At 40.7% G+C, this 20,551-nt stretch carries 20 protein-coding genes; 13 read left to right on the forward strand and 7 right to left on the reverse strand.

The features are described 5' to 3' along the window. Nucleotides 1-105: 105 nt before the first annotated feature. The 4 genes from H1A14_RS09690 (at nt 106) to H1A14_RS09705 (ending at nt 5,156) form a co-directional block, all read left to right on the forward strand. Nucleotides 106-609, forward strand: coding sequence for a phosphoribosyltransferase family protein (locus H1A14_RS09690; protein ID WP_194776056.1), 504 nt, complete (start codon nt 106-108; stop codon nt 607-609). Between the two features lie 7 nt (nt 610-616). Further along, nucleotides 617-1,438 (forward strand): 3-methyl-2-oxobutanoate hydroxymethyltransferase, encoded by an 822-nt coding sequence (gene panB / locus H1A14_RS09695; RefSeq protein ID WP_194776057.1) that lies wholly within the window; start codon nt 617-619, stop codon nt 1,436-1,438. Between the two features lie 234 nt (nt 1,439-1,672). Beyond that, nucleotides 1,673-3,907 carry an NADP-dependent isocitrate dehydrogenase gene (locus tag H1A14_RS09700; protein WP_194776058.1) on the forward strand — a complete coding sequence of 745 codons (2,235 nt, stop codon included), beginning with the start codon at nt 1,673-1,675 and terminating at the stop codon, nt 3,905-3,907. Between the two features lie 289 nt (nt 3,908-4,196). Then, entirely contained in the window at nt 4,197-5,156 is a 960-nt protein-coding gene (locus H1A14_RS09705; protein ID WP_228527712.1) for a fasciclin domain-containing protein, read from the forward strand. 89 nt (nt 5,157-5,245) lie between these two features. Here H1A14_RS09705 and H1A14_RS09710 read toward each other — a convergent pair whose 3' ends face one another. Then, nucleotides 5,246-6,445 carry a Gfo/Idh/MocA family protein gene (locus tag H1A14_RS09710; RefSeq protein ID WP_194776059.1) on the reverse strand — a complete coding sequence of 400 codons (1,200 nt, stop codon included), beginning with the start codon at nt 6,443-6,445 and terminating at the stop codon, nt 5,246-5,248. Between the two features lie 187 nt (nt 6,446-6,632). Between H1A14_RS09710 and H1A14_RS09715 the strand changes: the two genes are divergently transcribed. The 6 genes from H1A14_RS09715 to H1A14_RS09740 all read left to right on the forward strand — a co-directional run bounded on the left by H1A14_RS09715 (nt 6,633) and on the right by H1A14_RS09740 (nt 11,825). Continuing rightward, entirely contained in the window at nt 6,633-7,475 is an 843-nt protein-coding gene (locus H1A14_RS09715) for a purine-nucleoside phosphorylase (RefSeq protein ID WP_194776060.1), read from the forward strand. Nucleotides 7,476-7,615: 140 nt separating this feature from the next. Then, a complete protein-coding gene (locus H1A14_RS09720; RefSeq protein WP_194776061.1) occupies nt 7,616-8,857 on the forward strand; it encodes a dihydroorotase in 1,242 nt (413 codons plus the stop codon). Beyond that, nucleotides 8,850-9,362, forward strand: coding sequence for a DUF4199 domain-containing protein (locus H1A14_RS09725; protein ID WP_194776062.1), 513 nt, complete (start codon nt 8,850-8,852; stop codon nt 9,360-9,362). The genes H1A14_RS09720 and H1A14_RS09725 overlap by 8 nt, the downstream gene beginning before the upstream one ends. Nucleotides 9,363-9,368: 6 nt before the next feature. After that, on the forward strand, nt 9,369-9,893 hold the full coding sequence (locus H1A14_RS09730) for a DUF4199 domain-containing protein (protein WP_194776063.1): 525 nt from the start codon (nt 9,369-9,371) through the stop codon (nt 9,891-9,893). A 7-nt stretch (nt 9,894-9,900) separates the two neighbouring features. Further along, a complete protein-coding gene (locus tag H1A14_RS09735) occupies nt 9,901-10,863 on the forward strand; it encodes a glycosyltransferase family 2 protein (RefSeq protein ID WP_194776064.1) in 963 nt (320 codons plus the stop codon). Beyond that, nucleotides 10,863-11,825, forward strand: coding sequence for a glycosyltransferase (locus tag H1A14_RS09740; RefSeq protein ID WP_194776065.1), 963 nt, complete (start codon nt 10,863-10,865; stop codon nt 11,823-11,825). The genes H1A14_RS09735 and H1A14_RS09740 overlap by 1 nt, the downstream gene beginning before the upstream one ends. A gap of 3 nt (nt 11,826-11,828) precedes the next feature. On the opposite strand, the gene H1A14_RS09745 is transcribed toward H1A14_RS09740, so the two are convergent. Further along, nucleotides 11,829-12,596 carry a class I SAM-dependent methyltransferase gene (locus tag H1A14_RS09745; RefSeq protein WP_194776066.1) on the reverse strand — a complete coding sequence of 256 codons (768 nt, stop codon included), beginning with the start codon at nt 12,594-12,596 and terminating at the stop codon, nt 11,829-11,831. Nucleotides 12,597-12,799: 203 nt separating this feature from the next. Between H1A14_RS09745 and H1A14_RS09750 the strand changes: the two genes are divergently transcribed. Genes H1A14_RS09750 through H1A14_RS09760 form a run of 3 tightly spaced genes read left to right on the forward strand, consistent with a single transcriptional unit; the run spans nt 12,800 to nt 16,971 of the window. Further along, nucleotides 12,800-14,131: an efflux RND transporter periplasmic adaptor subunit gene (locus tag H1A14_RS09750; protein WP_194776067.1), complete on the forward strand. Its 1,332-nt coding sequence runs from the start codon at nt 12,800-12,802 to the stop codon at nt 14,129-14,131. 43 nt (nt 14,132-14,174) lie between these two features. Beyond that, nucleotides 14,175-15,494: an ABC transporter permease gene (locus H1A14_RS09755; protein ID WP_194776068.1), complete on the forward strand. Its 1,320-nt coding sequence runs from the start codon at nt 14,175-14,177 to the stop codon at nt 15,492-15,494. Beyond that, nucleotides 15,487-16,971 carry a TolC family protein gene (locus H1A14_RS09760; RefSeq protein WP_194776069.1) on the forward strand — a complete coding sequence of 495 codons (1,485 nt, stop codon included), beginning with the start codon at nt 15,487-15,489 and terminating at the stop codon, nt 16,969-16,971. Before H1A14_RS09755 ends, H1A14_RS09760 begins: the two co-directional genes overlap by 8 nt. Nucleotides 16,972-16,980: 9 nt before the next feature. Here the strand turns inward: H1A14_RS09760 and H1A14_RS09765 are convergent, their stop codons facing one another. The 5 genes from H1A14_RS09765 to fabG all read right to left on the reverse strand — a co-directional run bounded on the left by H1A14_RS09765 (nt 16,981) and on the right by fabG (nt 20,265). Next, nucleotides 16,981-17,346, reverse strand: coding sequence for a hypothetical protein (locus H1A14_RS09765; protein WP_194776070.1), 366 nt, complete (start codon nt 17,344-17,346; stop codon nt 16,981-16,983). Between the two features lie 297 nt (nt 17,347-17,643). Continuing rightward, nucleotides 17,644-17,808, reverse strand: coding sequence for an Arc family DNA-binding protein (locus H1A14_RS09770; RefSeq protein ID WP_194776071.1), 165 nt, complete (start codon nt 17,806-17,808; stop codon nt 17,644-17,646). Between the two features lie 2 nt (nt 17,809-17,810). Then, the gene (locus H1A14_RS09775) at nt 17,811-18,296 is read right to left on the reverse strand and encodes a hypothetical protein (protein WP_194776072.1); all 486 of its coding nucleotides are present in this window, start codon (nt 18,294-18,296) and stop codon (nt 17,811-17,813) included. 126 nt (nt 18,297-18,422) lie between these two features. Continuing rightward, a complete protein-coding gene (locus H1A14_RS09780; RefSeq protein ID WP_194776073.1) occupies nt 18,423-19,271 on the reverse strand; it encodes an SPFH domain-containing protein in 849 nt (282 codons plus the stop codon). Nucleotides 19,272-19,518: 247 nt separating this feature from the next. Further along, a complete protein-coding gene (gene fabG, locus H1A14_RS09785; protein ID WP_194776074.1) occupies nt 19,519-20,265 on the reverse strand; it encodes a 3-oxoacyl-[acyl-carrier-protein] reductase in 747 nt (248 codons plus the stop codon). Nucleotides 20,266-20,551: the final 286 nt, after the last annotated feature.

Genomic DNA, 20,551 nt, shown 5'->3' on the forward strand with positions numbered 1-20,551 from the left:
GTTGTAGGAGTTGGGTGGTTTCTCCAAGTTTCCTCTACCTTTCTTTGAAACCATCCACATTTGATTTAATTTTCATTTTTTAAACAGGGGCGGACATTAGACAAAATGAATGAAACTAAAACACTGGTACTGAACCACAAGCAGGTGCAACAGAAAATCACCCGGATGGCCTATGAGATCTACGAACGAAATGTGGGAGAAGCAGGGGTAGTGGTTGCTGGAATCTCTGGAATGGGCTACAGGCTGGCTTTGTTGCTTGCTAAAAAATTGGAGGAAATTTCTCCCCTTAAAGTGGAGATCATGGAAGTTAAACTGGATAAGTTTGCTGTGGTACAGGGGGAGGTAGTCTTGTCTAAGGTCTTTGATTTAGAGGACCACTGCCTTATTTTGGTGGATGATGTATTGAATACCGGGAAAACCCTGGCCTATGCCTTAAAACCATTTCTTGAAATCCCAATTCGTAAAATTGAGATCGCGGTACTGGTCAATCGGAGCCACAAGCTCTTTCCTGTTACTGCGGATTATACAGGATTTGCCCTAGCTACCACCCTCAGCGAACGCATAGCCGTGGACTTAGAGGGGGAAAATTACACCGTGCACCTTCATTAAATCCACTATGTCCATACATCAATCCTCCAACGTCAAAAGAATCACAACTCACATCCTGCAGGAGATGAAAAACAGGGGAGAAAAAATCTCTATGTTAACAGCCTATGATTTTACCATGGCAGGAATCGTGGATACTGCCGGTATTGACATCATTCTTGTAGGTGATTCTGCATCCAATGTGATGGCTGGACATGAAACTACCCTTCCTATTACCCTAGATCAAATGATTTACCATGCTACCTCAGTGGTCAGGGGAGTGAAAAGGGCTTTTGTAGTGGTTGATATTCCATTTGGGTCCTATCAAGGCAATAGTTCTGAGGCCCTTCGTTCCGCCATCCGTATCATGAAGGAATCGGGTGGTCATGCTGTTAAGGTAGAGGGAGGATCTGAAATAAAGGAGTCTGTGAGCAGGATTTTAAGTGCCGGAGTTCCTGTGATGGGCCATTTGGGCCTTACGCCCCAATCTATTTATAAGTTTGGCACTTATACGGTCAGAGCCAAGGAAGAAACCGAAGCTCAAAAATTATTGGATGACGCAAAGATTTTGGAAGATTGTGGCTGTTTTGCAATTGTTCTTGAAAAAATTCCTGCTTCCCTTGCCAAAAAAGTAGCGGAAAGTATCAGCATCCCCATCATCGGGATCGGGGCCGGCCCACATGTGGATGGTCAGGTATTGGTAGTCCATGACATGTTGGGGATCACCCAAGAATTTCAGCCCCGTTTTTTGCGTCAATACGCCGATTTGAGAGCAGACATGAACAAAGCAGTTCAAAACTATATCAAAGACGTCAAGTCAAAGGATTTTCCCAATGATCAAGAGAGTTATTGATAGTAAATGACTGGATGAATCAAGTGCTCGCCATCAGTTCATATCCTAACTCTGTACAAATCCTTGTCCATCTAATTTCACCTACTATGTCTAGGGTCAAATCTGGCTTTCACGATCTTTAACTAGGGAAAAAACCCAATATTTTGCTTATTTTAGCCATCGGTTTTAAGAAGGCCTCATTTGGGGGCCAATTTCCCATCAATGGATTTTTACCTGAATCAAAAGTAAACAAGCATGACTAACAAAACTCCAAAAATTCTTTATACATTAACCGATGAGGCCCCGGCCTTGGCCACCTATTCTCTTCTTCCCATAATCAAAGCCTTCACAGATTCTGCAGGGGTAAGTGTGGAAACTCGGGACATTTCTTTATCAGGAAGAATCATTGCCCAATTTCCAGACTTTCTTCAGCCTGAGCAACAAATTCCAGATTACCTGACTGAATTGGGAGAAATTGCCAAAACACCAGAGGCCAATATTGTCAAACTCCCAAACATCAGTGCATCTGTTCCCCAATTAAAAGCTGCCATCAAAGAACTACAAGGTTTGGGATTTGCCCTACCAGACTATCCTGATGAGCCCAAAACAGAAAAAGAAAAATCCATCAGGAGCAGATATGACAAAGTCAAAGGGAGTGCAGTCAATCCGGTATTGAGAGAGGGGAATTCGGATCGAAGGGCACCACTTGCAGTCAAGCAGTTTGCCAAAAAAAATCCCCATAGTATGGGCGCTTGGAGTCCGGATTCTCAATCCCATGTGTCCAGTATGAGCCAAGGCGATTTTTATGGAAGTGAGCAATCTCAAACCATGGAAAAAGCCGGTAACATACGTATTCAGCATACCAATCATGCAGGCGAAGCGACGCTTTTGAAAGATAATTTAGAGATACAGGAAGGTGAGATCATAGACGCTGCTGTCTTGCATGTAAAAGCACTGAGACAGTTTTTGGAAGAAGAAAAGAAAAAGGCAAAGGCTGAGGGGGTTTTGTTTTCCATCCATCTCAAAGCGACCATGATGAAGGTTTCTGATCCCATCATATTTGGGCATGCTGTGGAAGTGTTTTTTGCGCCTGTATTTGAAAAGCATGCCAGTACATTTCAGCGAATTGGAGTCAATGTCAGGAATGGTTTTGGAGACTTACTTTCAGCTTTAAACCAGTTGCCACCTGAACAAAGGCAAGAAATTGAGTCAGACATAGCGCAGTGCTTTGAAGAAGGAGCAGATCTTGCGATGGTCAATTCTGACAAAGGGATTACTAATCTTCATGTGCCTAGTGACGTAATAGTGGATGCCTCCATGCCGGCCATGATCCGGAGTTCCGGGAAGATGTGGAACAAAAACAACCAGCTACAGGACACCAAAGCCATTATACCAGATAGATCCTATGCCGGGGTTTATCAAGAAACCATTGATTTCTGTAAAAAGCACGGGGCTTTTGATCCCGCCACCATGGGGTCTGTTCCCAATGTGGGACTTATGGCCCAAAAGGCGGAAGAATACGGTTCGCATGACAAGACTTTCGAAATTCCAGAAGATGGGATAGTGAAAGTGTTGAATGAATCTGATAAGGTGATTTTTGAACACAAAGTCAGCAAAGGCGACATCTGGAGGATGTGCCAAGTAAAAGATGCTCCTATTCAGGATTGGGTTAAATTGGCTGTCAACCGCGCATCTGCCTCAAATACTCCTGCCGTGTTTTGGTTGGATAAAAACCGTGCCCATGACAGGGAATTGATCAAAAAGGTAGAAGTCGCCTTACAGCGCTTAAACACAAAAGACTTAGAGATTCGGATCATGAGTCCAGTGGACGCAACCCGTTTTACTTTGGATCGGATCAAGGCGGGCAAAGATACGATTTCGGTGACCGGCAATGTCCTTAGAGATTACCTCACCGATCTTTTTCCAATATTGGAACTTGGTACCAGTGCTAAAATGCTTTCCATTGTGCCCTTGATGAATGGAGGAGGATTGTTTGAGACAGGGGCAGGTGGTTCAGCTCCCAAGCATGTAGAGCAGTTTGTGGAAGAGAATCACCTCAGGTGGGACTCCCTGGGAGAATTCCTCGCCCTTGCCGTTTCTTTAGAGCACTTGGGCAATTCTTTTGACAACAAGCGGGCATTGGTCTTGGCCGAAACCTTGGATCAGGCTACGGGAAAATTTTTGGACAATGGCAAATCCCCTTCCAGAAAAGCCAAGGAGTTGGACAACAGAGGGAGTCACTTTTACTTGTCCATGTACTGGGCCCAGGCTTTGGCCGAGCAAAATGATGACAGGGAGCTAAAAGAAAAGTTTATTCCTGTAGCAAAGTCGATGGTAGATGAAGAAGTGCAAATTATCAAGGAATTGACCGAAGTACAGGGTCAGCCTGTAGAACTCGGGGGTTATTATAAACCGGATGCAGCAAAAACCGAAAAGGCCATGCGGCCAAGCAGAACGCTTAATGATATCCTTTCCTCCATAATGAGTTAAGTTGTATTCTGAAATTTTAAAAAGAAGCCTTTGATGTCTACGGATTCAGAGGCTTTTTTTAAATGCCCAATTAAGACTAGTTGCCTATAAAAATGAAATTTAATTTTTTGATTTTTCTCCAAAGAGAAATCGGCCAAACTTAAAGCTTGTTCCCTTTGTATACACAAATGCCTTCCTTATAATCAAAAAAATGTTTTGTATTTTTTTTTGGAACCAAATTAAACTTGAATCGTTTTAATCACATAACTATTATTAAAACCACAATAAAATTATGTTTAAGATGAAAAAAATGACAAATCTTAGCGGTAAAGCTTTGGCTTTTATGGCTTTAGCTGGTTTCACGCTTGCCTGTTCGAGTGATGATCCTGATCCAGTAACACCACCACCGGTTACTGAAGATCAAAACATTGTAGAGATTGCAGAAGAAAGTGAGGATTTCACTGTGTTGGTAACAGCTTTAGAGGAAGCAGATTTGATTACTCCACTTTCTGGAGATGGACCATTCACTGTTTTTGCGCCTAATGATGCAGCGTTTACTGAATTTTTGAGCGATAATGAACTTAGTCCTGATGACCTGTTGAACAATCCTGGATTAGCAGGTATCTTGCAGTATCACGTTGTTGGGGCTGCAGTTCCTTCTTCTGCTGTAGAAGCAGGTCCAGTAACCACATTGAACGATGAAACATTTTATGTAAGTGTTGATCCTGACGGAGGTATTTGGATCAATGGAAGAGCTCAGGTGGTCAATGCTGACATTGAAGGAACGAATGGATTTATTCATGAGCTGGACTATGTGATCGAACAACCCACTCAGAATATTACAGAAATAGCTTTAGCAGCTAATGAGGCGGATACACCAGAATTTACTGAATTGGTAGCCGCATTGACAAGAGCTGATTTAGTCGGGTTGTTTTCAGGTGATGGTTCTGATAACTACACTGTGTTTGCGCCTACCGATGCAGCTTTCCAAGCCTTGTACACAGATCTTGGTGTGAGTGGTGTTGAAGAAATTGAGGTTGAAGATCTTACTGAAATCTTAAGTTATCATGTAGTCAATGCCAGGGCTTTTTCTCAGGATTTGAGGGAGGGAGCTGTGACTACTTTGAGCGGTGCTGATGTAAATGTAAATTTGGCGGACCTACAGATCAACGAATCCGGTTTAATTCCATCTGTCTTAAACGTGCACGCCACAAATGGAGTGTTACATGCCATTGACAGGGTTTTAACTCCTCCAGTGAGTACTGAGTAATTTTAATTGTTCTCGATTTATACTGGTTTAATTAAATGAAGAAAGGAGGCTTTTGGCCTCCTTTTTTTTTTTGATTTTTTTGGGAGGTTTTAAGCGGTTTTCGGCCAATTTTCCACCGAACCCTGGTAAATTGCTTGATTGGATAAGGCTACTGCTATGGCAGTCTTTGCTCCTGTGTACACATTTGAGGCAGGCAAACTTTTTTGTATGAGGGATCTATGGAAATCCTCAAACGCATAAAAAGTCCCATCCTTGTATTTTTCCTGGGATAGGTTGATTCCTGTTTTGTTGTCATTCCAGTTTAATGGTGTGGCTCCGGATACTCCATCCACTTCCTCTAAGGCCTTTTTTGATTCGGGTTCAGGGTAAAAAATACCATCATTCATCAGCAGTGAAACTGTACCCTTGGAACCTTTGATGATAAAGGAATAATCCTCATATTGGTTGGCACAAGTAGCTCCGAAGTTGCCTATCATTCCCAACGACTCATATCTTGCGGTAACCTGCACATTGTCGTAAGTTTCCCTCCCGTCTTTAAAATGATCTATACCTCCTGTTCCGTAAAGGCTATCTGGAGTGGCTTCAAATGCCCAATGGATGAAATCCATTTGATGAGAGAGTAATTCTGCCACAAGACCCCCGGAATATTCCTTATACATGCGCCAATTTACCTGCCGTTCAAGCTGCGGTTCAGGTAAGGGCCTACGCCAGTTCCAGTTTCTATCCCAGCGGGCATCGATCTGGGTTACATTGCCTAAATAACCTTCTGAAATCATTTCTTTCACTTTGTAGTAAAGTGGAGAATAACGGTATTGATGACCCACTTGTAGCACTAATTTGGAATGATTTTCTGCGAGTTTTACCAGTTCCTGGGCTTCCTGAATGGAAAAAGCCATGGTTTTTTCCAAGTAAATGTGCTTACCAGCCAATAAAGAATTTTTGGCTTGTTCAAAGTGCTCGTTAAGCGGTGTAGCAATGATGACTGCATCCACTTGGTTGCTGTCCAACAATTTTCTGTAATCTGCAAAATAGGTAATCTGGTCAGAGGTCGTTTGTTTCCTTGCTCTGTCCAACCTGAAAGGCAGGTTATCACAGATGGCTGTTACCCGGAATTCGTCTTTAAAATCACGCAATACTTTATAAATACCACTTCCACGGTCTCCAAATCCTATAATTCCCAATCGAAATGGATCAGTTAGGGTACGGCTAACCGTAGAATACAATCCTCCGGGAATTGCAAACGAACCTGCACCTATTGCTGCGTATCTGACGAAATCTCTTCTATTCAATTTATTTTGGGTTTTAGAAATTTTATTTTCCAATATAAGAAACAAATGTCAAAAATGACATCTTGAAAGCTTTTGGCAGTATTTTTACCAGATTAAAGGATATTGATTTCCTTTAGTTTGGATGGGATTGGTGTCAGGATTTACAGTAGAATGATTTATATTGTTGAGAGAATAAAAAGTATACTTCATGAGAGAAGAACCTAAAATAGATTTAATTCAAAAAATCCATAATGCCCACCAATATATCCATAACCATTATCAACACAAAGTATCTGTTGGTATCGTCTTAGGTACTGGATTGGGTAAACTTATTGATGACATTGAGATAGAAGTGACAATTGATTACAAAGACATTCCTTTTTTTCCCGTCTCGACTGTTGAAAGCCATAGCGGAAAATTGATTTTTGGCAAGTTGGCTGGGAAAAAGGTGGTTGCCATGCAGGGTCGATTTCACTATTACGAAGGCTATGACATGAAGGAGGTTACTTTCCCTATCAGGGTCATGAAGCTTTTGGGCGTAACGCATTTGTTCATATCCAATGCTGCAGGCGGATTGCACCCAAGGTTTGAAATAGCCGATTTGATGATTTTGAACGATCACATTGATCTTTTTCCTGAAAATCCCCTGAGAGGCAAAAACCTGGATGAATTAGGTGTAAGATTTCCTGACATGAGCGCACCCTATGCCTTGGAGATGGTCGAAAAGGCCATTGAAATAGCAGGAAAAAATGGTATTTCTATTTATCAAGGAGTTTATGCAGGCGTTCAGGGGCCTAATTTGGAAACCCCTGCCGAATATGCTTACCTTAGAAAAATAGGTGCCGATGCCGTAGGCATGAGTACCATTCCTGAAGTGATTGTTGGCAGACAAATGGGAATGAAAATTTTTGCGATTTCAGCCATCACAGATCTTTGTTCTCCAGGAAATATCAAACCAATATCGGTACAGGAAGTGATTGCCGCAGCGATGAAAGCTGAACCTGGCATGACCCTTATTTTCAAATCATTGATCAAAAGTCTTAAGGATTGAATCGATCTTAAAGGTTCTTAAAACGAGCTTTTTTATGATTTGATATTAGGAAGTACATAATGACGGGAATTGTAGCTAATTTTCTGTGGAATTTTCCATATTAAAGATTATTGTTGCAGTTTTGCAAAAACCTTTACCCTATGACCGTCTTATTCAAGTCCCTCCGTGTAATAGACCCGCATGGTATTCAGGATGCAGCCGATTATTTTTTTAATGGAAGTGACATCAAGCCTGTAATGGATTCAGAAAACAAGGAAGCAGACCTTACCATAGAAGCGGGTGACTTTTTGGCTTCTCAGGGTTGGATAGATCTCAGGTGCCTGGCGGGAGAACCTGGCTTGGAGTCAAAGGAAACGCTGGAGAGTTTAGGGGAAAGTTTAAAAGTAAGCGGTTTTTCCCAGGCCGTACTGCTACCCAATACGCAACCGGTAGTTCAAAGTAAAAACGAGGCTGAATTTATCAAAAATAAAACCAAGGATTTTTTTACCACTATTCATCTACAAGCGGCTGTCACAAAAGACACCTTGGGAGAAGATCTTACGGAAATTCTTGATCTTCATCACAACGGTGTAAAATTATTTGGAGATGGTTTGGTCCCTTTGTCCAACTCAGACAGACTCATGAAGATCTTGCAATACCTGCAGAAATTCAATGGATTGCTTTTTGATCAGGCCTATGATCCACTTTTGGCTCTTTTTGGGCAAATGCATGAGGGACCCGTTTCCACGCAACTTGGCATGAAGGGCATCCCTTCTCTTGCCGAAGAAGTGGCCATTCAGAAGAACATAGAAATTTTGAAATATACAGGGGGTCGCATCCATTTTCAAACCATCAGCACAGCCAAAGCAGTGGATTATATTAGACTTGCCAAAAAAGAGGGGCTTAGAGTAACTGCCGATGTTTCGCTTTACCAATTGCTTTTTTTGGATGAAGATTTGAAAGCCTTTGATGCCAATTTAAAAGTAAATCCCCCCTTCCGCACCTCATCTGAAAGAGCAGCCCTAATAGAGGGATTGAAAGATGGTACCATAGATGCGATTGTCTCCAACCATCAGCCTGTGGATTTTGATCAAAAACACATGGAATTTGATCTGGCAGCCTTTGGCATGGCCGGTCTGCAAACTTTTTTACCTGGCTTGGTTAAATTATCCGAAGAGCTAGGATGGCCTTTGTTGATCCAAAAACTGACAGAAGGTCCTTCAAAGGTTTTATCAGTTTCCAATGCCAAAAGTTTCACCGTTTTTGATCCGAAAGAGGCCTGGACTTATCACTTGAAATCCAATCGCTCGCTTTCGTCTAATTCCCCATGGTTTGGAAAGACACTGACTGGAAAAGTAAAATATGTGATCAATCAAGGTAAATTTGAGCAGATAGATGGGTAAATACCTGAATGCTTCCTTTCCATTTGGGCTTACAGGAGGAGCTTTTTGTATCATAGCATTTTGGTTGATGCACTGGATGGGTCAAGAACCTGTTAACATTACCTTGACTTTCGGATACCTCATCATCCCCATTTTCGTATTTCTTGGAATCAAAAATTACAGAGACAAACTCAATGGAGGAGAATTGTTTTTCGGCCCAGGCATGACAGTTGGATTTTGTATTTATATGCTTATCGCAATGATGTCCGCTATAAACGTTTGGGTTGCCCTCTCTATACTTCCTGAGATTTTGGAAACCTATCGGGATTTGAAATACAATATGGTGCTGACCAACAAAACCCGACTTATTGAGCAACTGGATGCGGACGCAGTTGAAAAAACCCTGCAAAGCATCCAATCCATGAGTGCCTATAATGCAGCAATCGATGATTTTTTAAGAAAAATATTTCCCGGACTGTTTTTTACTATCATTATTTCTATAATTTTAAAGAGAACTAAAACCTAACATTTTATGGAAAATCAAACAACAACAGGAGATGTAGTCAAAAAATGGGGATTGATTTATGGGCTGATTGGACTTATTGTAGTCATTTTGGGGGCAGTGCTTAACCTGGGATCTGGCTCGACATCCGGAACAATTTTGTCCTCTATCATTAACATTACCATTGCTTTTTTAATGTTTTATTTTGCGACCAAAGAATATGTAAATGACAATGGGGTCATGAGCTTTGGAAAAGGTTATGGCATTGCCATATTGGTTGCCCTTTTAGGCGGACTTATCCGCTCCGTTGGTTTTTATCTATACATCAAATTTGTAGACACGACCTACTTGGACAAAATGTTGGAAGCCAGTGAGGAAATGCAGGAAAGGTTAGGCGGAGCTCCTGACCCAGATCAGGTACCTGAGTTTGTGAAAATGTTCCAAACCGCCGAATTCATCTCCTTTTCCACGCTATTTAGTGCTTTGTTTGCCGGACTGATCTTGGGTGCAGTGGCAGCGGCAATCAATAAAAAGACAGAAGATTTCGACTATTAAAAGATAAATGATTCAGATTTCCGTAATTGTACCCGTTTTCAATGAAGAAGAAAGCCTACCCGAACTCCATAGTTGGATTACTCGGGTAATGAAAGCTGAAGGTTACTCTTATGAGCTTATTTTCATCAATGACGGAAGTTCTGATCAATCATGGGAAGTCATCAAGAATCTGGGTAATTCCGACTCGCATGTCAAAGCAGTTGGTTTTACCCGGAATTATGGTAAATCAGCTGCGCTCGACGTGGGCTTTGCCAGGGCCAAAGGGGATGTGGTGATCACCATGGATGCTGACCTGCAGGACAGTCCTGAAGAAATACCGCATCTTTACAGGATGATTGTGGAAGAAGGTTATCAGGTAGTATCCGGATGGAAAAAAAAACGGCATGATCCGATCACCAAGACGGTTCCCTCCCGGTTTTTCAATGGGGTTACGCGCATGATTTCAGGAATCAAGCTGCATGACTTTAATTGTGGCCTGAAAGCGTACCAAAACAAGGTGGTCAAGAACATCCATCTCTATGGAGAGATGCATCGATATATTCCATTGATAGCGAAATGGAATGGATTCAATCAGATTGGTGAGAAGGTTGTAGACCATCGACCCCGGAAATACGGCACCACAAAATTTGGGTTGGAAAGGTTTGTGAACGGGTTTTTGGATTTGATTTCTGTTTCATTCGTAAACCGGTACAGAAAAAAGCCCATGCATTTTTTTGGCACCTTGGGCAGCCTTTCTTTCATCTCTGGATTTTTGATCACCATATGGTTGATTGCAGAAAAGATTTATGGCTTACAGAAAGGCATCATAGTCCGGGATATCACAAATCAGCCCCTTTTCTTTTTGGCCTTGGTGGCCTTGGTGGCTGGAATTCAGCTTTTTCTGACTGGTTTTCTCGCTGAAATGATGATATCCAACAATTCCACCAAAAAAGAATACAACATTGATGAAGTATTAAATATGGATTTCTGATGTTTTTTTCCATCATCATCCCTGTCTACAACAGACCTGAGGAAATAGGAAGACTTTTGGAAAGTCTTTTGGATCAAACCTATAAGTTTTTTGAGGTTATTGTAGTAGAGGATGGCTCAGATCTTACCTGTGAAAAAGAGATTGCTGAATATTCCTCCAAATTGTCTATCAGGTATTTCTATGAGGAAAATCAAGGGCAGGGTCTAGCCAGAAATTATGGAATGAAGATGGCCAAAGGGGACTATTTTGTTCTTTTTGACTCGGACTGCATCATTCCAAAAAATTACTTTGAAATCCTCAACAAATCCATTTTGGAAAGGCAACTTGATGCCCATGGGGGACCCGATGCAGCCGCAAAAGATTTTTCCTCACTGCAAAAAGCAATCAATTACAGCATGACCTCAGTATTTACTACCGGCGGTATCAGGGGTAAGATGAAGGATCCAGCAAAATTTCAGGCAAGGGGATTCAATATGGGAATGTCCAAAGCGGTTTTTGAGGAGACCAGAGGATTTATCGATCCCAATCAAGGAGAGGATATAGAATTAAGTTTCAGGATCAAGAAGGCAGGGTATAGGCTGGAACTGGTAAAGGAGGCATTTGTGTACCATGCCCGGAGAAATGATTTCGACTCATTTCTTAGGCAATGTTATTCTTTCGGGAAAAACAGGATCAATGTCAGCAGATACCATCCCGAGGCTCTACAGCCAGTTCATCTATTTCCGGTTATTTTCTTAATGGGTCTATTTATTTTTCCAATAATTTCTATCCTTTATTTACCCTTGTTTAAACTGGCTATGGGGGTTTATGGTATTTGGTTTTTGTTGATTTTTTTACACGCAACTGTCATTTCTCAGTCTGTTATAGTAGGTTTTCTCAGCCTTTTTACTTCTTTTGGCCAACTTACCGCTTACGGATGGGGGATATTGGTGGGGAGTTGGAGAAAGCAGGGTCCTTTGTGAATTTCAATGCCCGCCTTTTTCACAAAAAAATATTACTTCATTTTCTGGGAGGGCGTGTTTTTCGATTAGGTCTTTTGATAGGCTTTTCACAAAATGGTTTTCCTTGACGGTGAGCCCAGACCGACTCAGCCGCTCTGCATAGTCCCTTCCGTATTTCCGCACATGGTCCCTTTGTCCAAAATGTTTTTCCCTTTCACGTGGTGATGTGATGTTAGGATCTTCCAAGGTTTGTGGCAGGTCGTATACAGGAGATTGGATAATTCCCCACCCATCAGTTTTCAATACCCTGTTGATTTCACTGCAGGCTTTGAGATCATCGGCCACATGCTCCATCACATGATTGCAGAAAACCACATCGAAACTGTTTGCCTCAAAAGGGATCTCATGAATGTCCATTTTTACCTTGGCCAAGGGAGATTCAAGATCCCCTGTGATGTATTCCAGATTCTTCATTCTTTCAAATCTATCAATAAAACAGTGTTCAGGCGCTACGTGAAGAACCTTCAATTCATCCTTGAAAAATGGGGTCTCTTTCTGAAGGAAAAGCCACATCAACCTATGTCTTTCCAATGCCAAACAATGGGGGCAGAGTGCATTTTCCCTTGCTTTACGACCATAGGGAAGGAATTTTTTAAAACTGTGACCACATACTGGACAGGTTACATTAGCACCCCGATAAAAGAAGGCCAGGATCCTTAAGAAAAAATGGCTGAACACCTGTAAGAATTTCCTAGGGATATACCGAATAATTATACTGATCAGGGATTTCATGGTTGACAAGCAATAAAGTTAAAGCACGGCAATTTAATCATTGATAGGGAACTGCCATAATCACCAACCCAAATAGGACTATTTCTCTAAGGATTTACTCCAATGGTGCTATAAAAATTTCATTGGGTCTTTAATCCATCCTCAAATAGTTAATTTTGAATATGGGAATTTCCTTGATTCCTAAGCAAGTCAATGATAAAAAAATGAAATTAAAATTAATTTATTGGACCCTAGGCAGTGCAGTAATAGTTTTTGTATTATATCTCATCTTTTCTCCATCATCTACGGGAGAAGGAAATGAAATTTTGTCAGAGACTAAGCTAGGTAAGTTTAAAGTTGAAATTACTACCTCAGGAGAACTGGAGGCCCTTAGATCTGTGCAAGTTTTAGGTCCTACAGAAGCAAGGCGGTTCAGAGTAGGCAACTTCACCATTGAAAATATGGTGGATGAAGGGACAGTGGTGAAGAAAGGTGAATTTATCGCCTCCCTGGATAAAACCGAGCTTTTTGGAAGACTCGAAGACAAAAGGTTGGATTTTGAACAAATACAGGCTCAGTATGAACAGATTCAATTGGATACCTCTTTGGTATTGAGGGCTGAGCGTGATAATTTACTCAATTTGGAGTATATGGTAGGAGAAAAAAGATTGGTCTTGGAACAATCTGAATATGAACCACCAGCAATTATCAAACAAAATGAATACAATGTTGAAAGGGCCATCAGAGAATTTGAACAAGCAAAAGAAAGATACAGAATCAAAACCATGCAGGAAAAGGCCAGAATGACAGAGGTAACGGCCAAACTCAGAGAAGTAAGACTTGAGGTCACCCAGATGGAGGACGTTTTAGAAAAGTTTGTGGTATTGGCTCCTCAGGATGGCATGGTCATCTATACCCAGGGTAGAGGTGGGAAAGTAAGAGAAGGCTCCCAAATCAGTTCGTGGAGTCCCGTGGTAGCCACATTACCAGACCTAACTGCTATGCAAAGCGTTACATTTATCAATGAAGTGGATATAAGGAAAGTGAAACCCGGTCAATTGGTAGAATTGAATTTAGATGCATTTCCAGAAAAGAAACTTACAGGAGTCGTAACCAAAGTAGCCAATGTGGGTCAGCAGAGGCCCAACTCTGATGCAAAAGTATTTGAAGTGATTGTGAAGGTCAATGAAAGTGATCCTTTGTTGAGACCGTCTATGACGACTGGAAACAGTATCATTGTTGATGAGTTTGAAGAAGCCCTTTATGTTCCGTTAGAGGCTGTTAATGTAGAAAATGACAGTATCAATTATGTCTACTTAAAAAACGGGACCAAACAAGAAGTGAAGTTAGGCATGGCCAATGCCAATGATGTCATTATAGAAATAGGTCTGAAAGAGGGCGATAAAGTATATTTATCCACCCCCTCATGGGGACAGAATGTAGCCGTCAAATTACTGGATGAATTAAATGGAAAAAGGAATGATCAACTGGAAGAGACCTTAGCAGGAAATGTTGATTTTACTTCTTTATCCCATCCGATGCAAGAAGATCAATAAAATCTCCTTCAAATCCCCATTGCCAGAAAAACAGCAATTCTTTATGATTGATGAAAGATTAAAAGCTAATTTTTACATTGCTTTCGAGGCCATTTTGGGTAATAAAATGAGATCTCTTTTGACTGCTTTAGGGATAATTTTTGGTGTTGCAGCAGTCATAGCCATGCTTGCAATAGGGAATGGAGCCCAACAGGAAATTCTTGAGCAGATCAGGCTGGTAGGTGTCAATAACATTGTCATTGCTCCGATAGTAGAACAAGTAGATGAACAAGTGGATGAAAACAGTGATCTCGAAAAAGAGCGGGGCCGATTTTCTCCCGGCATGAGCCTCATGGATGTGGAGGCCATTCAAAACACCATTCCAGGGATTAAAAAAATAAGTCCAGAAGTTGTTTTTGATACCCATATTGTAAAAGGCGGTATTCGAAGGTCTGCTAAACTAGTAGGTGTAACCCCACAGTATTTTGACGTTTTGGACTTCAAATTAAACGAAGGAAAGATGTTTACAGAAAATAATCTGATAAAGGGGGATCCGGTTTGCATCATTGGGAGAAGTATTCAGACCAGATTTTTTTCGAAAGAAAATCCTATAGGAAAGAAAATAAAAAGTGGCAATCAGTGGCTTGAAATAATCGGAATCATGGAGGACCGCAAGGTTTCGGAACAGAGTATTTCCAAACTGGGAATCCGGGATTTCAATATGGATGTGTATATACCTATCCAAAGTATGCTGGTAAGGTATAAAAACAGGAATTTGGTCACCACCGCAGACCTTAGAGACAGCGAAAATGGCAATGAAAGCCGAGGCAATTACCACCAAATTGACAAACTGGTGGTTCAGGTAGAAGAAAGCGGCCTTTTAAATCCAACAGCTGAGGTGATAGCCAAATTGCTAGAAAGGAAACATTACGGCGTGGTTGATTTTGAAATTACGATTCCTGAAATGTTATTGAAACAACAACAAAAGACCCAAAACATTTTTAATATCGTTCTCGGTGCGATTGCAGGTATCTCGCTTTTGGTAGGAGGAATCGGAATCATGAACATCATGTTGGCATCGGTAATGGAAAGAATAAAAGAAATAGGACTAAGGCTTTCGTTAGGAGCAAAAAAATCCGATATTGTGAATCAGTTTTTATTTGAAGCCATTATGATTAGTGTTTCAGGAGGACTTATAGGGGTTATTTTGGGAATTGTCTTAGCCAATGTCGTATCGAGTTTGGGAGACTTTCCCACCATAATTACCTTTTCATCCATATTTGTTTCATTTGGCGTAGCTGCCGCCGTAGGTTTGGTTTTTGGAATAGCTCCTGCCCGTAGAGCTGCCAATCAAGATCCCATAGATTCCCTAAGATATGAGTAGAAGAATTTACAAAATGATGATTTTGGCCATGCTTATTGGCCATTTGCAACCTGTTATTGCCCAAGAAAAAATCAATTACACCCTTGAGGACATCATCAGCCGAGCTAAATCCAATTCCCCGGCGGCCTTGCGGGCTGAAACCCAAAGGGAAAACAGGTATTGGCAATATCGCTTTTTTCAATCCGATTATAATCCTCAACTTAGGTTCCAGGGTCTGATTCCCGGATACAACCAATCCGTTACCCAGGTGGTACAACCTGACGGTACCATTGAGTTTAGAGAGGTTGAGCAAAACTTGGTGGAATTAGGTTTGGGGTTGGAACAAAACATTGCGGCAACAGGAGGCATTATTTCTGTAAATACCGCTACCAACCGATTTGATAATTTCCGTTCCTTGCCAGGAGATTTTCAAACAAGATATAGTGGTATTCCAGTCAATGTAAGACTTGTGCAGCCCATTTTTGCATTCAATGACCTCAAATGGAACAAAAAGATCGAACCCCTTCGGTATGAGGAAAGCAAAAAGACCTATGTCGAAGAAATGGAAAACATCAGCCGGATTGCAACCAATTTATTTTTCAATTACCTGTTGGCACAAGTCCGCTATGAAATTGCTTTTAAAAATAAAAACAATACCGAAGAGATTTTTAGAATAGAAAATGGGAGGTATAACATTGGGACTACTACTGAAGATCAATTGCTCCAGGTAGAATTGCGTGTTTTGGAAGCCGAACAAAACCTTGCTTCGGCAAGATTGGATCAGGAATCCTCGGCATTGGAAATCAGATCCTTTATAGGTTTAAACGAAACTGTTGATTTTAATCTTATACTTCCAGATGATATTCCGCAGTTTATCGTAGACGTGGACCAAGCCATTGATTTGGCATTCCAGAACCGTGCTGATGCTGTAGCCTTTGCAAGGCAAAAAATAGAAGCTGAAGCCGAGGTGGCTAGAGCAAGGGGTTCTAGGTTCAACATGAACCTAGAGGCGAGTTATGGATATAACAATGCTGCATTTACTTTTTGGGATATTTTTTCTGACCCTAATCAGCAAGCGTTGGTCAATCTTCGTTTGGGTGTCCCGATATTGGATTGGGGTCGCAACAAGGCCAGGATGGGAATAGCTACTGCCAACCAAAAACTGGTGGATTACACCATCGAACAGGAAATAATCAATTTCGAACAGGAGGTATTTGTACAGGTGAAGAATTTTCAACAGCTAAAGGATCGGATTGAGATTTCGAAAAAAGCCGATGAAGTAGCAGATAAGCGCTATGAGATTTCCAGACAACGCTACTTAAGTGGAAAAGTAGATATCACCAACCTGAACATCGCCCAGACAGAAAAAGACTCAAACAAAGAAAGGTATATAGCTTCTTTAAGGGATTATTGGACAGCTTATTATGAGTTAAGACAACTTACTTTATATGATTTTGAAAGTCAGCAATTGCTCTATATTGCAGAAGTGGAAGAATAGGGGATAATCTTAATTCCCATCTTCAATCCTAGAGTAAGGAGCCAAAAATTCTTCTAATTTTTGTGCCTGTTTTTCTAATTTTTCAATTTTACTGTTCTGTTTGTCCAGTTTTTTGTTCCATTTGATCACATCGTTTGGAGAAAGATCTCCTTTTGCATTTTGTGTTTCAAATTTATTTTGGTCTTTATTGAGCTTTGTTTCTGCTTTTTCAATTTTCTCATCAATTTTTTCCAATTTACTCTCTGCTTTCAGAATTTTCTTTTCAGTTTTTTCATCCACCTCTTTCACATAATTGCTATTTTGGGCTTGAGAAAACCCTAAGTTACATAGGAAAACAAGTGTGAAAATAGCTGCAGTTTTTATGATCAATTTCATTGGAATGTATTTTAGTTTAATCTTAAAATTAATTGTGTTTGAATCAATAAGCCCTGTGTTTAATTAAAGGGTAGATTTTTCGATTGCAAACAAGAGGTCGCCTTAAAATTGATTTTCAATTTTTAAGTAAAAGCAATATACAGCTTAATTTAAACAAATTCCGCTTAATTTAAAATTTATTTTTAATAAATTAAGTCTATTTTAAACAAAAGTAATATTAAATGTGATTTTTCCTTATACATGATCTGCTTAGAAATTTTGATGTTTATTTATTTGACCAGGAAACAAAATCAGAGATTAAGTTTTGGGAGATCGGGGTAACCTGCCTGATTTTTTGAGAGATTCATAAATGATCCACTCCAATTGCCCATTTGTACTTCTGAATTCATCTGCAGCCCACTTCTCCACCGCTTTCATCATTTCCTCATCTATTCTAAGTGCAAATGCTTTTTTCCTGGACATGATCAAAAAGATTTTTGTTGATTAAAATGGTCAATCACTATCCGAGCTTCATCAGGCTTAAAAGTGCCCAAGATGAAATTTTTCTTTCCGGATTTGACCTTAATTCCATATTTCCCGCCAGTATTATACAACCAGTAATTTAGATTGTATCGGATGCCCCAACCACCAAATTCCCAAAATGAATTGTATTCTATAATCTCCAATTGATCAATTTGATCAAATGGAAATCTTCGCCATCGGTTGATAAAAGGAGGATATCGATATTTGAGTTCATTTTGATCCATGTACACTTCCATATTTATGGCCAAAAGCAACCACCACATCAGCCCTAAAAGCAACATAGAAAACACTTTACCAAAATTATCGGCAGAAATAGATGAACCTGTGGTCAAAATCAGGTAAATCGTGACTAAAGTAAGCAAGGTCATTAAAACCCATATCCATTTTTGTCGGAATTTTTGTGATTCTTTAAAGATGAAATTTTCCATTTTCTGTAATTTTTTGAGGTGAGCTCACATTCCATCTATCGCTAAGTTTTTTGGCAGTTCAATCATAAGGATGCCATACAACAAAAAGCTACTTCGAAAATCCTGCTTTTCCTTGACCGGCATTTTCTAGTGATTCAGGGTTCCTACATTTAGAACGGGACTGACACTTCTATCAGAACAAAGGACAACCATCAGGTTACTGACCATGGCCGCTTTTTTCTCTTCCTCGAAATCAATGATTCCTTTGATCTTGAGATCTTCCAGTGCCATTTCTACCATGCCTACTGCACCATCCACGATTTTCCTTCTTGCCGCTACGATGGCTGTTGCCTGTTGCCTTTGGAGCATGGCTGAAGCAATTTCTGAGGAATATGCCAAATGTGAGATCCTTGCCTCAATAACTTTGATTCCGGCATGCATCAGCCTGTCACTGATTTCCTCTTCCAGAGAATGATTGACATCTTCTACTCCCGACCTTAACGTTATCTCTGCATTTTCTGCCTCAAAATCATCATAGGGGTATTTGCCGGCCATTTTTCTGACTGCGGCATCAGTTTGAAGATGGACAAAATTCTCATAATCCTCCACATCAAAAGTCGCTTTGAAGGTGTCTTCCACCTGCCAGACCACAATGGTTCCCACCATCACGGGATTTCCGATTTTGTCATTTACTTTCAAGGGTTTGTTTTCAAAATTCCTGACACGGAGAGAGATTTTTTGCTTCACCATAAATGGATTGACCCAGGAGAAGCCTGTTTCTTTCACAGTACCTTTGTAGGCGCCAAATAAAACCAATACCATGGCCTTGTTGGGCTGTAGGGTAAAGAAACCGGGAATGCATAAAATAAAGGCAAATCCCAAAATCATTCCCGGGATTACCAGTCCCCGGGTCAGGAACAAAATCGATGCAACAAGAAGTACCGCAGCTATCATTACCATCAGATAGCCGGAGAGGGGTTTTGTGAGTTTTTCCATAGTTATAATGATATTAAAATGATATCAATGTAAATTACGGAAAATTTTTTAAAAAGTTGGTTTTTCAAAAATTATTTTAGGGTTGAATCTCGTTTGCAAAAAAATAGTAAACTAAAATTGAACAAAAAAATCCTGTAAAAATCTTTTGACTTTTACAGGATAGACTTCAATGAAATTGATATTTGGGGTGAAAACTAGATGTTGGGTTTTAATCTGAATGAAATGATCTCTTTCGATTCAATCTTTTTTAAGTCAACATAGCCCCATCTACCTGAAGCACCTGACCTGAGACATAGGAACTCATGTCTGAACCCAAGAATACGCAGGCATTGGCGACTTCTTCCGGCTGACCGCCGCGCTTCATGGGAATGGCATCTCTCCAGCCCTGTACGGTTTTTTCATCCAGCACCTCAGTCATCTCCGTTTCTATAAAACCTGGCGCTACGGCATTGCTTCGGATGTTTCTGCTACCTAATTCCAAGGCAACCGATTTGGTAAAGCCGATGATTCCTGCTTTGGAGGCCGCATAATTGGCCTGTCCAGCATTGCCTTTGATGCCCACTACGGAAGTAATGTTGATGATGGAGCCTGCTTTGGCTTTCATCATTGTTCGAGTAGCGGCCTTTACGGTATTGAAACAGGACTTTAGGTTGATGTTGATCACCTCATCCCAGGCTTCTTCACTCATCCGCATCAATAGGTTGTCGCGGGTGATGCCGGCATTGTTGACCAGAATATCCAAACTACCAAATTCGGTTACCACTCCATTTATCAGAACCTCGGCTGCGTTAAAATCCGAAGCATCAGATCGAAATCCTTTGGCTTGGATTCCGTAGCTGTTGAGTTCCTCTTCCAAGGCTTGCCCTTTTTCGACACTGGAAAGATAAGTAAAGGCGATATTGGCACCTTCTTGTGCAAACCTGATGGCAATGGCCCTACCGATGCCTTTTGAAGCTCCGGTGATCAATGCTGTTTTTCCTGTCAGTAATCCCATATTTTTTTTAGGTTGGTTATAATTGAGCTTAAAATTAAGGAAATTTTAAATAAATCAGGATTAGCCTAACCTTCTCTGGGTATAATTAAAGAATGACAATTGATTAATGAGGACTTTTCATCCCATTTTTTAGCGCTTCCTTTGGAATGCTAACTTAGGATTTGATAAAATTATTTCTTGCTTGGATTGAATAAGCATGCATGATCGATGGCGGAATCTGAAAAGGTCCTCATTTAGTGATTTTACAAATAGGACATTTGAGAAAAAATAGGGTTGAAACCTGGTC

This window comes from Pararhodonellum marinum (genome assembly GCF_015354735.1).
Lineage (GTDB): Bacteria > Bacteroidota > Bacteroidia > Cytophagales > Cyclobacteriaceae > Pararhodonellum > Pararhodonellum marinum.

Excerpts from the sequence above, each read along its gene's own strand:
- H1A14_RS09735 (WP_194776064.1), top strand. The coding sequence starts at position 9,901 with ATGATTCAGATTTCCGTAATTGTACCCGTTTTCAATGAAGAAGAAAGC.
- H1A14_RS09780 (WP_194776073.1), bottom strand. The coding sequence starts at position 19,271 with ATGGAAAAACTCACAAAACCCCTCTCCGGCTATCTGATGGTAATGATA.
- H1A14_RS09725 (WP_194776062.1), top strand. The coding sequence starts at position 8,850 with ATGGGTAAATACCTGAATGCTTCCTTTCCATTTGGGCTTACAGGAGGA.
- H1A14_RS09770 (WP_194776071.1), bottom strand. The coding sequence starts at position 17,808 with ATGTCCAGGAAAAAAGCATTTGCACTTAGAATAGATGAGGAAATGATG.
- H1A14_RS09715 (WP_194776060.1), top strand. The coding sequence starts at position 6,633 with ATGAGAGAAGAACCTAAAATAGATTTAATTCAAAAAATCCATAATGCC.
- H1A14_RS09775 (WP_194776072.1), bottom strand. The coding sequence starts at position 18,296 with ATGGAAAATTTCATCTTTAAAGAATCACAAAAATTCCGACAAAAATGG.
- H1A14_RS09740 (WP_194776065.1), top strand. The coding sequence starts at position 10,863 with ATGTTTTTTTCCATCATCATCCCTGTCTACAACAGACCTGAGGAAATA.
- H1A14_RS09765 (WP_194776070.1), bottom strand. The coding sequence starts at position 17,346 with ATGAAATTGATCATAAAAACTGCAGCTATTTTCACACTTGTTTTCCTA.
- H1A14_RS09705 (WP_228527712.1), top strand. The coding sequence starts at position 4,197 with ATGACAAATCTTAGCGGTAAAGCTTTGGCTTTTATGGCTTTAGCTGGT.
- H1A14_RS09690 (WP_194776056.1), top strand. The coding sequence starts at position 106 with ATGAATGAAACTAAAACACTGGTACTGAACCACAAGCAGGTGCAACAG.
- H1A14_RS09700 (WP_194776058.1), top strand. The coding sequence starts at position 1,673 with ATGACTAACAAAACTCCAAAAATTCTTTATACATTAACCGATGAGGCC.
- fabG (WP_194776074.1), bottom strand. The coding sequence starts at position 20,265 with ATGGGATTACTGACAGGAAAAACAGCATTGATCACCGGAGCTTCAAAA.
- H1A14_RS09760 (WP_194776069.1), top strand. The coding sequence starts at position 15,487 with ATGAGTAGAAGAATTTACAAAATGATGATTTTGGCCATGCTTATTGGC.
- H1A14_RS09745 (WP_194776066.1), bottom strand. The coding sequence starts at position 12,596 with ATGAAATCCCTGATCAGTATAATTATTCGGTATATCCCTAGGAAATTC.
- H1A14_RS09720 (WP_194776061.1), top strand. The coding sequence starts at position 7,616 with ATGACCGTCTTATTCAAGTCCCTCCGTGTAATAGACCCGCATGGTATT.
- H1A14_RS09755 (WP_194776068.1), top strand. The coding sequence starts at position 14,175 with ATGATTGATGAAAGATTAAAAGCTAATTTTTACATTGCTTTCGAGGCC.
- H1A14_RS09730 (WP_194776063.1), top strand. The coding sequence starts at position 9,369 with ATGGAAAATCAAACAACAACAGGAGATGTAGTCAAAAAATGGGGATTG.
- H1A14_RS09750 (WP_194776067.1), top strand. The coding sequence starts at position 12,800 with ATGAAATTAAAATTAATTTATTGGACCCTAGGCAGTGCAGTAATAGTT.
- panB (WP_194776057.1), top strand. The coding sequence starts at position 617 with ATGTCCATACATCAATCCTCCAACGTCAAAAGAATCACAACTCACATC.